Here is a 12725-nt window from a genome sequence, read left to right on the forward strand (position 1 = left end):
GCGCTACGCACGGACGCGGACATAGGACCCTGGCGCGTCCTCGATCGGTGGATAGGCCTCGCTGCCGACGCTGCGCGCGGGAACCTGCTCGGGATCGAGCTGGCTGAGCCATTCGCGCCAATCCGGCCACCACGAGCCCTTGTGCTCCTGCGCGCCCTTGATCCAGTCCTTCAGCGAGATGTCGTTGATCTGGTCGTTGGTCCAGTACTGATACTTGCCGGAGGAGGGCGGGTTGACGACGCCGGCAATATGGCCGGAACCGGACAGCACGTATTTCACGGGGCCGCCGAAGAACTGCGAGCCGTAGAGCACGGAATCGGCCGGCGCGATGTGGTCCTCGCGTGCCGCCAGATTGTAGACGGGTACCTTCACCTTGGAGAGATCGAGCAGCGTGTTGTCGAGCACCATCGTGCCCGACGTCAGCCGGTTCTCGAGATAGCAGTTGCGCAGGTAATAGGAATGGTTTGCTGCCGACATCCGCGTGGCGTCCGAATTCCAATGCAGCAGGTCGAACGCCGACGGCGGCTGGCCCTTCAGGTAGTTGTTGACGACGTAGGACCAGATCAGGTCATTCGAGCGCAGCATGTTGAAGGCCATCGCCATCTTGCTGCCCTCGAGCACGCCGGAGGCCTGCATGTCGCGCTCCAGCGCCGAGATCTGGGTCTCGTCGACGAACACCAGCAGGTCGCCGGCGTGGGTGAAGTCCACCTGGGCGGCGAGGAAGGTCGCCGAGGTCACGCGCTGGCGCCGCTTGTCGGCAAGCCAGGCCAGCGTGGTCGCGAGCATGGTGCCGCCGACGCAGTAGCCCAGCGTATGCACCTTCATCTCGCCCGTCACCTTCTCGATGACGTCCATGGCCGTGAGCGGCCCTTCCTTCATGTAATCGTCCCAGGTCTTGGTCCCGAGATTCTTGTCGGGATTGACCCAGGAGATCACGAACACGGTGAGCCCCTGATCGACGCACCACTTGATGAAGGATTTCTCGGCGCGCAGATCGAGAATGTAGAACTTGTTGATCCAGGGTGGCACGATCAGGAGCGGCGTGCGCAGCACGTTCTCCGTCGAGGGCGTGTACTGGATCAGCTGCATCATCTCGTTCTGGAAGATCACCTTGCCGGGCGTCGTCGCCATGTTGACGCCGACCTCGAGATTGCCGGGGTCGGACTGGCGGATCCTCAGCGAGCCCTTGCCGGCTTCGATGTCCTCTGCGAGCATCTGCATGCCGCGCACCAGATTGTCGCCGCTCGACGACATGGTCTGGCGCAACACTTCTGGATTGGTCAGCACGAAGTTGGATGGCGCGAGCGCATTCGTGATCTGGTTGACGTAGAATTCCGCCTTCTTGCGCGTGTGCGGATCGAGGCCTTCGGCATTGTGGACGAGGTCCTGCGCCCACTGTGTCGTGAGCAGGTAGGCCTGCATCACGAAGTCGAAGAACTGATTGGATTTCCATTCGGGATCGGCAAATCGCCTGTCGCGCGGGGATGGCGAGATCGCCGGCGGCGCCTCTTCCCCGGCGAGGCGTCGTGAAGCCGACCCCCACAGATCGAGATAGCCCTTGGCGATCTTGGTCTGAATGTCGCTCGCGCGATCCTTGTCCGAAAGCCAATAGTCGGCAACCGCAGTGAACGACTTCACAACTTCAGTAAGCTCGGTCGGCGGCCGGTCCTGGACTTCGCCGTTCTCGCGTGGCTTCAGATAGGCGGCAAGCGCCTTGCCGCTGGTCTCCATGGCCTTCGCGATGTTCATCGCGAAAGCTTCTGCGTCGAAGGTCTTTGCTGATCGGGTGTCGGTCTGAACGTCAGTCATGGCCTGATCACACTATCGCGTCGGGAGCGTTTCGTCACCGCAATCGATCAATAATCCGCGAGTTTGCGGTTAATTCGATTCTTGCGTGTTGCGTTGCGAAAAAGACTCTTGCTTCGGTCATATCGAGCTCGTAGCGGTCGGAATTCCTGTTCAACCCGCTAACGTTTTGGGTGACAATTGGTTGTGCTGCGGCAAAATGCGCCGGGCTGCGGTCGATTGGGTGCGGAGACCGAGGGGACGTCGTGTGATGCCGGTGGATCGAAGCTGGAAGTCGAGGGCGCGAGCTCTTGCTGCGGCCGGCGTCCTCTGCGGCACGCTCACGCTGGCCGGCTGCTCCAGTCCGATCGCGGACATGCCCTCGCTCGAGGCTGAAGCCCTGGTGCGGCCCAAGGAGCCGGGTGGCTATCTGCCTGTCAACGACGTCCCGCGCGATCGCGACGCCGCGACCATCTCGCCGGAAGAGCGCGCCAGGATCGAGAAGGAGTTGCTCGCTGCGCGCGACCGTCAGGCCTCGGCCGGAACGGGTGCAAAGGACAAGTGATCGGCGGCTCCGACCGGCGTAATTGTCTGGCGCGGCGCAGTGTCCATGATAAAACACCGGAATCAACACCTCCGCGTGTCGTCGCCAGCCAAGCTGTGAGCCCGTGCTAAGCGTTTGATCCAGCACCGGTTTCAAGGCAAGGCCCGCGGCGCCGCAGCGCCAGCCATGCTGGCGAATCCGCCCCCGGTTGCCGGAGCCGAGAGACCCATGGAAGACTTCTATCGCATCCGCCGTCTGCCGCCTTACGTATTCGAGCAGGTCAACCGGGCCAAGGCGGCCGCACGGAACGCCGGCGCCGACATCATCGACCTCGGCATGGGCAATCCGGACCTGCCGGCGCCGCCGCATGTGCTGGAGAAGCTCAAGGAGACCCTCGGCAAGCCCCGCACCGACCGTTACTCGGCATCGCGTGGCATCGTCGGCTTGCGCCGGGCTCAAGCGGCCTATTACGACCGCCGCTTCGGGGTCAAACTGAACCCCGATACGCAGATCGTGGCGACGCTGGGCTCGAAGGAAGGTTTTGCCAACGTCGCGCAGGCGATCACCGCGCCGGGCGACGTCATTCTCTGCCCGAACCCGAGCTATCCGATCCATGCCTTCGGCTTCCTGATGGCGGGCGGCGTGATCCGCTCGGTGCCGTCGGAGCCGACGCCGCAGTTCTTCGAGGCGGCCGAGCGCGCCATCATCCATTCGATCCCGAAGCCGCTCGCGCTGATCGTCTGCTATCCGAGCAATCCCACCGCCTATGTCGCAAGTCTCGACTTCTATCGCGACCTCGTCGCATTCGCGAAGAAGCACGAGATCCTGATCCTGTCGGACCTCGCCTATGCCGAGGTCTATTTCGACGACAAGAATCCGCCGCCGTCGGTGCTGCAGGTGCCAGGCGCGATGGACGTGGCGGTCGAGTTCACCTCGATGTCGAAGACCTATTCGATGGCCGGCTGGCGCATCGGTTTTGCGGTCGGCAATGAACGCATCATCGCTGCGCTGGCGCGCGTGAAGTCGTATCTCGACTACGGCGCGTTCACGCCGGTCCAGGTCGCGGCCACCGCCGCGCTGAACGGCCCCGACGACTGCATTCGTGAGATGCGCGACGTCTATCGCAAGCGTCGCGATACGCTGGTGGAAGCCTTCGGCCGCGCCGGCTGGGAGATCCCGTCGCCGGAGGCGTCGATGTTCGCCTGGGCGCCGCTGCCCGAAGCGTTCAAGACCATCGGCAGCATGCAGTTCGCGACCCTGATGGTCGAGAAATCCGGTGTCGCGGTGTCGCCAGGCGTCGGCTTCGGCGAGCACGGCGAAGGCTATGTCCGCATCGCGATGGTCGAGAACGAGCAGCGCATCCGGCAGGCCGCGCGCGGCGTCCGCCGCTTCCTTGAAAGCGGCATCGAAACGTTGCACAACGTGGTTCCTCTCGCCAATCGGCGCTGAGTCTCCCAGGTTCTTTTCTGCAGGTTCATTGATCTCATGGTCGCACCCCTGAGAGTGGGTATCGCGGGCCTCGGCACCGTGGGTGTCGAGGTCGTTCGTCTCATCGAGCGGCAAGGGCGCGTGCTGTCCGAGCGGACGGGACGGCCGGTGCGCGTCGTCGCTGTGACCGCGAGGTCGAAGGCCAAGAAGCGCGGCATCGATCTGTCCGGCTTCAAATGGGCCAAGGATGCGCTGGCGCTCGCTGGGGATCCCGAGGTCGACTGCCTGGTCGAGCTGATGGGCGGCGCCGGCGATCCCGCGCTGTCGGCGATCGACACCGCGCTCAAGGCCGGCAAGTCGGTGGTGACGGCCAACAAGGCGCTGATCGCCAAGCACGGCTTGAAGCTCGCCAAGGCTGCTGAGAAGCATGGCGGCGCGCTGAATTTCGAGGCCGCCGTCGGTGGCGCCATTCCCGTGGTCAAGACCTTGCGCGAGGGGCTCGCCGGCACCGGCATCAGCCGGGTCTATGGTATCCTCAACGGAACCTGCAACTACATCCTCACCCGGATGGAGCAGGAAGGGCTGTCGTTCGATGAATGCCTGAAGGACGCCCAGCGCCTCGGCTATGCCGAGGCCGATCCGTCGTTCGACATCCATGGCCATGACACCGCGCAGAAGCTCGCGATCCTGGCGAGCCTCGCCTTTGGCACCCAGGTGGCGCAGAGCTCCATCTATGTCGAAGGCATCTCCTCGATCGCGCCGGAAGATCTCAAGGCGGCTGCCGAGCTCGGCTACCGCGTCAAGCTGCTCGGCGTCGCCATGCGCACCGCCAAGGGGATCGAGCAGCGGGTCCATCCGACGATGGTGCCGAAATCGTCCTCGATCGCGCAAGTGATGGGCGTCACCAACGCCGTGACGATCGACGGCGAGGGCATTCCACCGATCACGCTGGTCGGACCCGGCGCCGGTGGCGCGGCGACGGCGTCCGCCGTCGTTGCCGACATCGCCGACGTCGCACGCGGCATTCGCGTCGCGCCGTTCGGGCGTCCGGTCGAGAAGCTGCAGGCGACCGAGAAAGCTCCGATGGAGCGGCACGAGGGCGGCTACTACATCCGCCTGATGGCGCGCGACCATGCCGGCACGGCCGCGACGATCGCGACCCGGCTGGCCGAGCAGAAGATCTCGATCGAATCGATCGTGCAGCGCCACCCGAACGGCAGCGAGCCGCCGAAATCCGCGGGCAAGAGCGCGCCCGTGCCTGTCATTCTCATTACCTACGCGACCCATGAAGACGCGGTGCATCGCGCACTCCAGGCGGTGCAGCGCGACAAGGTCATCAGCGGCAAGCCGCAGGTCATCCGGATCGAGAAAAATTAGGGCATGATGCCCAGGGAACCGTTTGTCCCTGCTCAAACAAACGCATGGCGTTTGCCCAGACTTCATGCTCAAACCGGGGGAATCGACAGGCGGGGAGCGGCCATCCGGGCCGACCGCCTGATCGGTGCGTCGTCCGTGGGGGCGACGTTTGAGCGGTAGATTTTGATGGCGGGTGTCCGCCGTGACGTCTTGAGGAGTTGACCGATGTCGACGCAGATTTCTGTCCCGCAGCAGTTGTTGCTCGAGCGCATCCTGACGCTCGAGCTGGTGCGCGTGACCGAGCGGGCGGCGGTGTCGGCGGCGCGGCTGCGCGGCCATGGCCAGGAGAAGCCGGCCGACCAGGCGGCCGTGGATGCGATGCGTCGCGAGCTCAACAAGCTGCCGATCGAAGGCACGGTCGTGATCGGCGAGGGCGAGCGCGACGAGGCGCCGATGCTGTATATCGGCGAGAAGGTGGGTCTCAACACCGGTCCCAGGGTCGACATCGCGGTCGACCCGCTCGAGGGTACGACCTTGTGCGCCAAGAACATGCCCGGCGCGATTGCGACCATGGCGATGGCCGATGGCGGCACGCTCCTCCATGCTCCCGACGTCTACATGCAGAAGATCGCAGTCGGCCCCGGCTACGCCAAGGGCGTCGTCGATATCGACGCGACGCCGGCCGACAATGTCCGCCGGCTCGCCAAGGCCAAGGGCGTGGAGCCCGGTGCGATCACAGTGCTGGTGCTCGACCGTCCGCGTCACGCCGACATCATCCAGGGCGTACGCTCGACTGGTGCGGCAGTGCGGCTGATCACCGACGGTGATGTCGCCGGCGTGATCCACTGCGCCGACCCGGACAACACCGGCGTCGACATGTATCTCGGCACCGGCGGCGCACCGGAAGGCGTGCTGGCGGCTGTGGCGCTGCGCTGCATCGGCGGCCAGATGCAGTGCCGGCTGATTCTCGACACCGAGGAGAAGCGCGAGCGCGCCCACAAGATGGGCGTCGGCGACCCCAAGATGATCTACGGCATCGAGGACATGGCCCGTGGCGACTGCCTGTTCGCGGCTACCGGCGTCACCACCGGCTCGCTGCTCTCCGGCGTCAAGTTCCGCAAGGACGGCGTGATCGAGACCGAGACCGTCGTCATGCGCTCGGTCACCGGCACTGTGCGCTACATCCGCGCCGAGCACCGCCAGTTGGAGAAGTTCCACCTCGACTGACGTCGGAGCGCCGTGATGTCCGATCTGTCCATGGTCAAGGCGCTCGTCTTCGACGTGTTCGGCACCGTCGTCGACTGGCGCACCAGCCTGATCAATGATTTCACCGCGTGGTCGAAGACCCGCGGCATCCAGGGTGACTGGACCGCGCTGGTCGACGGCTGGCGCGGGCTCTATGTCGGCTCGATGGACGAGGTCCGCAAGAATCCAGAGCGCGGCTACGTCATCCTCGATGTGCTGCACCGCCGCTCGCTGGAGACGCTGGTGGCGCGGCTCGGCATCGCGGGCCTCACCGAGGCCGACCTCGATCATCTCGCCCGCGGCTGGCACCGGCTGCATCCGTGGGCCGACAGCGTCGCCGGGCTGTCCCGGCTGAAGTCCAAATACATCATCTCGCCGCTCTCCAACGGCAATGTCGCGCTGCTCACCAACATGGCGAAGTTCGCGGGTCTGCCCTGGGACCTCATCCTCTCCGCAGAGCTGTTCGCGCACTACAAGCCCGACCCCGAAACCTATCTCGGCGCCGCGCGTCTGCTGGGTCTTGCGCCCGGCGAGGTCATGATGGTCGCCGCGCACAACAATGATCTCGAAGCTGCGCAGCGGTACGGTCTCAAGACCGCCTTTGTCGCCCGCCCGACCGAATACGGGCCGCTGCAGAGCCGCGACTTCGAGGCCACCGGCGCCTGGGACATCACAGCCAATGATTTCGGCGGCATCGCCGATCGCGTGGGCTGCTGACCCGCCGGCCTCACCCGCCCGACACGATCGCGCCGTACCAGCCGAGCCCCTTGTAGGTCTCGTAGCCCGGTGTGGCATGGAACGCGACCATGCGCCCCGAGGCGTCCTGATAAAATCCGCTGGGCTTGCCGTCGAGCTTGAGCGACAGCCGCTCGCTCAGGATGCCCTGGCCGTCGGACGCGGCGATGACGCGGAAGTTGGAATCGACCAGCAGCACGCGCGCGCGGTCGTTTTCACTGACGCGCACGCCCTGGACGATCGCGCGCGCCTGCGCTTCCCAGTCGAAATGGATCGCGAGCACGCCGAGCGGCTTGCCGTTGGCCTTGCCATGCTCGCGCACGGACGCGCAATAGGTGGCGACCTGCGCATTGCCGAGCAGCGGCTGGCACTCGACGTCACCGGCTGTGTAGTCGTCGCCGGAGCGCAGGCCGCGCGCCTCCCGGAACCATTTGGTGTCGGCCACGCTCTGGCCGACAACGTTGAAGCGATCGGCGCGGCCGTTTGCGATCACCTTGCCGCTGGGATCGCATAGCCACAGATCCAGATAGACCGTGTAGGCCGACAGGATCACGGCGAGCCGCTCGGAGACATGCGCGACCCCTGTCGCATCCGGGTTTGCCGCACAGTCGACGACGGCTGAATCGGTCGCCCACCAGCGCACGTCGCAGGTGCGTTCGTAGAGATTGCGGTCGATCAGTTCGATCGCATTCAGTGATAGATCGACCATGCGCTCGCCGCGGGCACGGTCGGTCATGCGCTCGATCGAGCTCTTGAGATTGCCGGTGCGCGTCGTGAGCTGGCCTTCGAGCTCGCGCGCGATGGTCTCGACGAGCTGGCCGACCGCACGGACCTCCTGCGCCACCACGGCGAAGCCTGCGCCTTGCGCGCCCACCCGCGAGCTTTCGATCAGCGCGTTGAGCGCCAGCATCTTCATCTGGTTGGTGATCTGCTGGATCGATTTGGTCTTCTCGCAGGCGATCTGATTGACCTCGCCGGTGAGCCGCGCGATCAGCGCCGAGACGTCGGTCTCGTCGTCCTTCTGAGCCGCGTGTGAGGGAGCAATGGAGGGCGACGTCTTCAATTCGGGCGCGATCGGCATCGGCAATCAACTCCGTGTTGCCGCGTGCTCCGTCGGCACGGAGCGCGCGAACAAATCAGGCGTAATATTTGATTGAAATTGTACGAAGTTCGCCTAACGGCTGTTTAATGCACGCCCTTGGACACAGCTGTAATTTTAGGCAACCAGCCGAATATGCTGTCAGGTTCCTGGAGTTCCCGGCGGCTATCATTCGATTCCAGTGGGTTCCCTGGATGGAACCCGCCGATGGCAGAGAGTTGCTGTAGGTTCGCTGCCGTCCGTTTCGAATCGCTGCGCTGCAAGCGAGGCTCCCCGCATCATGGCACCATCGGCCCTTGCACTGCCCCTGAGCGCGCCGCCAGCGTTTCTGGGGGTACGGCTGTCGCTGACCAGCAAATTGTGGCGCGACCGGCTGGATGCGCGCGGCGCGGCGCGGGCGCTCGCCATCGTGCAGCGCTATGAGTTGCCGGAGATGCTGGCGCGGGTGATCGCCGGGCGCGACGTCGAGATCGATCAGGTCGACGACTTCCTCGATCCCACCATCCGCAAGCTGATGCCGGATCCGTTCACGGTGACGCAGATGGAGGCGGCGGCCGGCCGCATCGCCGATGCTGCGGCGAAGGGCGAACGCGTTGCGATCTTCGGCGACTACGATGTCGACGGCGCGACGTCGGCGGCGCTGCTCGCCTGGCATCTGCGCCATTGCGGGCTCGATCCCCTGATCCACATTCCGGATCGCATCTTCGAAGGCTACGGGCCGAATGTCGAAGCCATCCGCGCGCTCGCGGCCAAGGGCGCGACGCTTCTGGTGACGGTCGACTGCGGCACGACGAGTCTCGAGCCGCTCGCCGAGGCGCGACGGCTCGGCATGTCCGTAGTCGTGATCGATCACCACCAATGCGGCGAGGAGCTGCCGGAGGTCGACGCGCTGGTGAATCCGAACCGGCCCGACGATCTCTCCGGCCTCGGCTATCTCGCCGCGGTCGGGCTGACGCTGGTGACGCTGGTCGCCGTCAACAGAGAGCTGCGCAAGCGTGGTTTCTGGACTGCGGAACGGCCGGAGCCCGACCTGCTCAGCATGCTGCATCACGTTGCGCTCGGCACCGTCGCCGACGTCGCGCCGCTGATCGCGCTCAATCGCGCCTTCGTCGCCAAGGGCCTGATCGCGCTGCGCCGGCGCGACCATGTCGGCCATACCGCGCTGATGGACGTGGCGCGGCTCAACGGGCCGCCGGAGGCTTGGCACCTCGGCTTCATGCTGGGCCCACGTATCAATGCCGGCGGCCGCATTGGCCGCGCCGATCTCGGCGTGCGGCTGCTGCTCGAAGGTGACATCTCGGAAGCGGCGCGCATCGCCGCCGAGCTCGATCGTCTCAACAGCGAGCGCCGCGTCATCGAGCAGGCGGCGGAAGCGCAGGCCGAGGCGGAGGCGCTGGCCTCGCTGGGGCTTGAAGACAAGGGCGCGGTGATCGTGACGGCCTCCCAAGGCTGGCATCCCGGCGTCGTCGGTCTCGTTGCCTCGCGGTTGAAGGAAAAGTTTGCCCGTCCCGCGTTTGCGATCGCGCTGGAGCCCGGCGGCATCGGCACCGGATCGGGCCGCTCGATTCCCGGCGTCGATCTCGGCCGCGCGGTGCGCCACGCGGTGGAGCAGGGCATCCTGATGAAGGGCGGTGGGCATGCGATGGCCGCCGGCGTCACCCTGCGCAGGGAGCGGCTCGCCGAATTCCGCGCTTTTCTGGAAAGCGCGCTCGCCGCCGACGTCGCCGATGCGCGCCACGTCAACGAGATCCTGATCGATGGCGCGATCAGCGCACGCGCGGCGACGCCGGAACTGGTCGCGACGCTCAATCGGGCCGGTCCGTTCGGCAGCGGCAATCCCGAGCCGATCGTGGCGCTGCCGTCGCACCAGCTGGTCTATGCCGACGAGGTCGGGCAGGCGCATCTGAAGCTGCGCTTCAAATCCGGCGACGGCGCCACCGTCAATGCCATCGCGTTCCGCTCGGTCGGCCAGAAGCTCGGCAATGCGCTGCTTCAGCATCGCGGCCAGATCCTGCATGTCGCCGGCACGCTCACGGTCGACCGCTACCAGGGCGTCGAGCGGGTGCAACTGCGCGTGCTCGATGTCGCGGTGCCGGACCACGGACCGGCGATGATCAGGTAGTAGCCCCAACATCCCCTGTCGTCCCGGACAAGCCTCGCCGACGCTTGCGTCGGCGCGGCGCAGATCCGGGACCCACGCCGCAGCAGATGTTGTGAGGATGCGATGCCGACGGTGCCTCACACGACGGCCGCGGCGTATGGGTCCCGGCTCGGAGGCCGGGACGACAGCGGAGGGTGAGGCGGCGGTCGCGTCTCTCATGGAAGCGCATGCAGTTACGTCCTCGCAGCGCCATCGCGCCCCGAGTGATGCCTGTTCAAAAACCCTCTCAAGAAAGAGGGCGCAGGGAATGCCGGGTATCGACTGATACCCATGGCCCCCGTGCGTGAAAAGTGCACGGGGCAGGAACCACAGGTCCAGCCGGATATCCCGGCATTCCCTGCGCGATGGTTTTCACGCTTATACGCGATCTCCCCGGTGTCCGGCTTGATAGCCACCGTCGCCCTTGGGGATCATCATCCCCCAAGAGCTTGGCGCCAGCATCGGGGCGCCAGGACCACGCGACTTCACGTCCGCAACCTGCCGTTCGTCCGCGCACATCGAAGCACGCTGCGACACGATCGCGGCCACCGCATCCCGCCCTCCACGTTCATGACGATCGCGAAGCGCCCCTCTCATGAGGACGGGACGACGGCATTGTTTCTGATTTTCGGAATAATTGCAAGCGGAAAATTTGAGACCCGGCGACTGAGCGGAGGCAGGTCGCTGATGCGGCTTGCGAAATCGGTCGATCGGCGTCGAGGCTGCTCGACCACCGGGACACTCTGGCGAATGTTAAAAGGCGCACACGCGCAGAACGCTTGCGCGTTCACGGTCTGCGCGGCAAGTTGCGCGGGGTGCGGGAAGGGTTGCGTGAGATGAAGCGGATATCGTTCAAGGGTGTCGTGATCGGCAACATCGTGGACATCCTGTCGACGAACCTCGCTATCTTTCCAGCGACGATCATCATCTTCATCTATTCCCGATCTGCTGCGGAGCTTGCGGTCTCCAACCCTCGCGCTCTGATGGAAAGCGGCCTTTTCAAAGCTCTCATGATGACTTTCGGAGCACTCTGCTCCGTATTGGGCGGCTACGTTTCGGGGAGGGTTGCCAAGCACGATGAGATCCTCAACGGGGCTCTCTCGTCAGTTCTGTGCATCGGCTTCGGCGTATACGCGACAATTGGCGGCCGCAGCGCTCGCCATCTGGTCGTGCAACTTGCGTTGATCGCGGTGAGCCCCGCGCTGGCCGCCCTCGGCGGATATTTGAGTTCGCGAAGGAAGAAGCCGCAGTGACGGCGCAGCCGCTGCTCGACCGGTGCGCCTTGAAACGAGGCTACGATCTCTCGCCTCTGTTTTTTCCAGGATCTCTGCAATCGTTGCGACGTAAGGTCGTTCGGACGAGCCGGAGTTGAAGTGCCCATGCGACGTTTGCTTGCCGTGCTCGGGCCTCTGCTGGTGTGGGCGTCGTGTGCTCTCGCTGAGCCGGGCCTGCATTGGCGGACGGCAAGCCCCGGCGACAAATCCTGGTCTGAGCCCATCTCACGCGAGGTGCAGGAATTCGCCGTTGAGCAGAAGCCGACGGCGATCATGGTTGTCAGAGACGACCACATCGTTGCCTCCTTTGGGGATGTCAGCGCGAAGGTCAATGTCAGATCCGTGCGCAAGAGCCTGCTGAGTGCGCTGTATGGCATTGCCGTCAAGGAGGGCCGGATCAACCTTGCCAGCACCCTTGCCGAGCTCGAGATCGACGATGTTCCGCCGGCTCTCTCGCCGGCAGAAAAGACAGCGACGGTTCGCCAGTTGCTGATGGCACGGTCCGGCGTCTATCATCCGGCCGCGTATGAGACAGGTCAGATGAAGCAGGGGCGGCCTGCGCGCGAAAGCCATACGCCCGGCAGCTTCTGGTACTACAATAATTGGGACTTCAACGCGCTCGGCACGATCTATCGTCGATCCGTGGACGACGTCTTTGCGAGCTTCGAGAAGCGGATTGCGCGGCCGATCGGCATGGAGGATTTCTCCGCATCGGATGGTCTGTATCTGAAGGAAGCCTCGTCGTCCCATCCGGCCTATGTGTTTCGGGTGAGCGCCCGAGACCTGGCGAGGTTTGGCCTGCTGTTCCTCAACGGTGGCCGTTGGAACGGGACGCAGCTGGTCCCTTCTCAGTGGGTCACGGAATCGACGACCCGTCTTTCGGACACCGAACAGCCTGAACGTGGTTACGGCTATCTCTGGTGGACGTTCGCCGATGCAAGGTCGGACCTCAGCGCCTTCTTTGCCAATGGCTATGGCGGCCAACTGGTCGTGGTCGTTCCATCGAAACGCCTGGTGTTGGTCGAACTTGTGGATCTCGCTGCGAACAGGCAAGGGGTTCGGACGCAGCGCTTTCTCGATCTCGTGAGAAAAATCAGCGTATCGGTGCCGTAACAAGGC

General features: G+C 64.8%; 10 protein-coding genes. 8 read left to right on the plus strand and 2 right to left on the minus strand.

Going from position 1 to position 12725, the window contains the following annotated elements; translation table 11 throughout:
* Positions 1-3 precede the first annotated feature (3 nt).
* Positions 4-1809: a PHA/PHB synthase family protein gene (locus LQG66_RS04305; protein WP_231323763.1), complete on the minus strand. Its 1806-nt coding sequence runs from the start codon at positions 1807-1809 to the stop codon at positions 4-6.
* Positions 1810-2056: 247 nt separating this feature from the next.
* On the opposite strand from LQG66_RS04305, the gene LQG66_RS04310 reads away from it, so the two are divergent.
* The 5 genes from LQG66_RS04310 (at position 2057) to LQG66_RS04330 (ending at position 7075) form a co-directional block, all read left to right on the plus strand.
* Complete coding sequence (locus LQG66_RS04310) at positions 2057-2350, plus strand: hypothetical protein (protein ID WP_231323765.1); 294 nt, start codon at positions 2057-2059, stop codon at positions 2348-2350.
* 207 nt (positions 2351-2557) lie between these two features.
* Positions 2558-3778, plus strand: coding sequence for an LL-diaminopimelate aminotransferase (locus tag LQG66_RS04315; RefSeq protein ID WP_231323767.1), 1221 nt, complete (start codon positions 2558-2560; stop codon positions 3776-3778).
* 36 nt (positions 3779-3814) lie between these two features.
* Positions 3815-5134 carry a homoserine dehydrogenase gene (locus LQG66_RS04320; protein ID WP_231323770.1) on the plus strand — a complete coding sequence of 440 codons (1320 nt, stop codon included), beginning with the start codon at positions 3815-3817 and terminating at the stop codon, positions 5132-5134.
* A 204-nt stretch (positions 5135-5338) separates the two neighbouring features.
* Positions 5339-6340: a class II fructose-bisphosphatase gene (gene glpX / locus LQG66_RS04325; RefSeq protein ID WP_231323772.1), complete on the plus strand. Its 1002-nt coding sequence runs from the start codon at positions 5339-5341 to the stop codon at positions 6338-6340.
* A gap of 15 nt (positions 6341-6355) precedes the next feature.
* Positions 6356-7075 (plus strand): haloacid dehalogenase type II, encoded by a 720-nt coding sequence (locus tag LQG66_RS04330; protein ID WP_231323775.1) that lies wholly within the window; start codon positions 6356-6358, stop codon positions 7073-7075.
* A gap of 10 nt (positions 7076-7085) precedes the next feature.
* Here LQG66_RS04330 and LQG66_RS04335 read toward each other — a convergent pair whose 3' ends face one another.
* Positions 7086-8174 (minus strand): methyl-accepting chemotaxis protein, encoded by a 1089-nt coding sequence (locus tag LQG66_RS04335; RefSeq protein WP_231323777.1) that lies wholly within the window; start codon positions 8172-8174, stop codon positions 7086-7088.
* Positions 8175-8472: 298 nt separating this feature from the next.
* Between LQG66_RS04335 and recJ the strand changes: the two genes are divergently transcribed.
* The 3 genes from recJ (at position 8473) to LQG66_RS04350 (ending at position 12719) form a co-directional block, all read left to right on the plus strand.
* Positions 8473-10314 carry a single-stranded-DNA-specific exonuclease RecJ gene (recJ, locus tag LQG66_RS04340; protein WP_231323779.1) on the plus strand — a complete coding sequence of 614 codons (1842 nt, stop codon included), beginning with the start codon at positions 8473-8475 and terminating at the stop codon, positions 10312-10314.
* A 797-nt stretch (positions 10315-11111) separates the two neighbouring features.
* Positions 11112-11585 (plus strand): hypothetical protein, encoded by a 474-nt coding sequence (locus tag LQG66_RS04345; RefSeq protein ID WP_231323781.1) that lies wholly within the window; start codon positions 11112-11114, stop codon positions 11583-11585.
* Between the two features lie 126 nt (positions 11586-11711).
* Positions 11712-12719, plus strand: coding sequence for a serine hydrolase domain-containing protein (locus tag LQG66_RS04350; protein WP_231323783.1), 1008 nt, complete (start codon positions 11712-11714; stop codon positions 12717-12719).
* Positions 12720-12725: the final 6 nt, after the last annotated feature.

It is taken from the genome of Bradyrhizobium ontarionense (assembly GCF_021088345.1).
GTDB lineage: Bacteria > Pseudomonadota > Alphaproteobacteria > Rhizobiales > Xanthobacteraceae > Bradyrhizobium > Bradyrhizobium ontarionense.

What these genes read in the sequence shown, in the direction of transcription:
- LQG66_RS04305 (WP_231323763.1), bottom strand. Translation starts at nt 1,809, where the DNA reads ATGACTGACGTTCAGACCGACACCCGATCAGCAAAGACCTTCGACGCA.
- LQG66_RS04315 (WP_231323767.1), top strand. Translation starts at nt 2,558, where the DNA reads ATGGAAGACTTCTATCGCATCCGCCGTCTGCCGCCTTACGTATTCGAG.
- LQG66_RS04310 (WP_231323765.1), top strand. Translation starts at nt 2,057, where the DNA reads ATGCCGGTGGATCGAAGCTGGAAGTCGAGGGCGCGAGCTCTTGCTGCG.
- LQG66_RS04335 (WP_231323777.1), bottom strand. Translation starts at nt 8,174, where the DNA reads ATGCCGATCGCGCCCGAATTGAAGACGTCGCCCTCCATTGCTCCCTCA.
- LQG66_RS04320 (WP_231323770.1), top strand. Translation starts at nt 3,815, where the DNA reads ATGGTCGCACCCCTGAGAGTGGGTATCGCGGGCCTCGGCACCGTGGGT.
- glpX (WP_231323772.1), top strand. Translation starts at nt 5,339, where the DNA reads ATGTCGACGCAGATTTCTGTCCCGCAGCAGTTGTTGCTCGAGCGCATC.
- LQG66_RS04330 (WP_231323775.1), top strand. Translation starts at nt 6,356, where the DNA reads ATGTCCGATCTGTCCATGGTCAAGGCGCTCGTCTTCGACGTGTTCGGC.
- LQG66_RS04350 (WP_231323783.1), top strand. Translation starts at nt 11,712, where the DNA reads ATGCGACGTTTGCTTGCCGTGCTCGGGCCTCTGCTGGTGTGGGCGTCG.
- recJ (WP_231323779.1), top strand. Translation starts at nt 8,473, where the DNA reads ATGGCACCATCGGCCCTTGCACTGCCCCTGAGCGCGCCGCCAGCGTTT.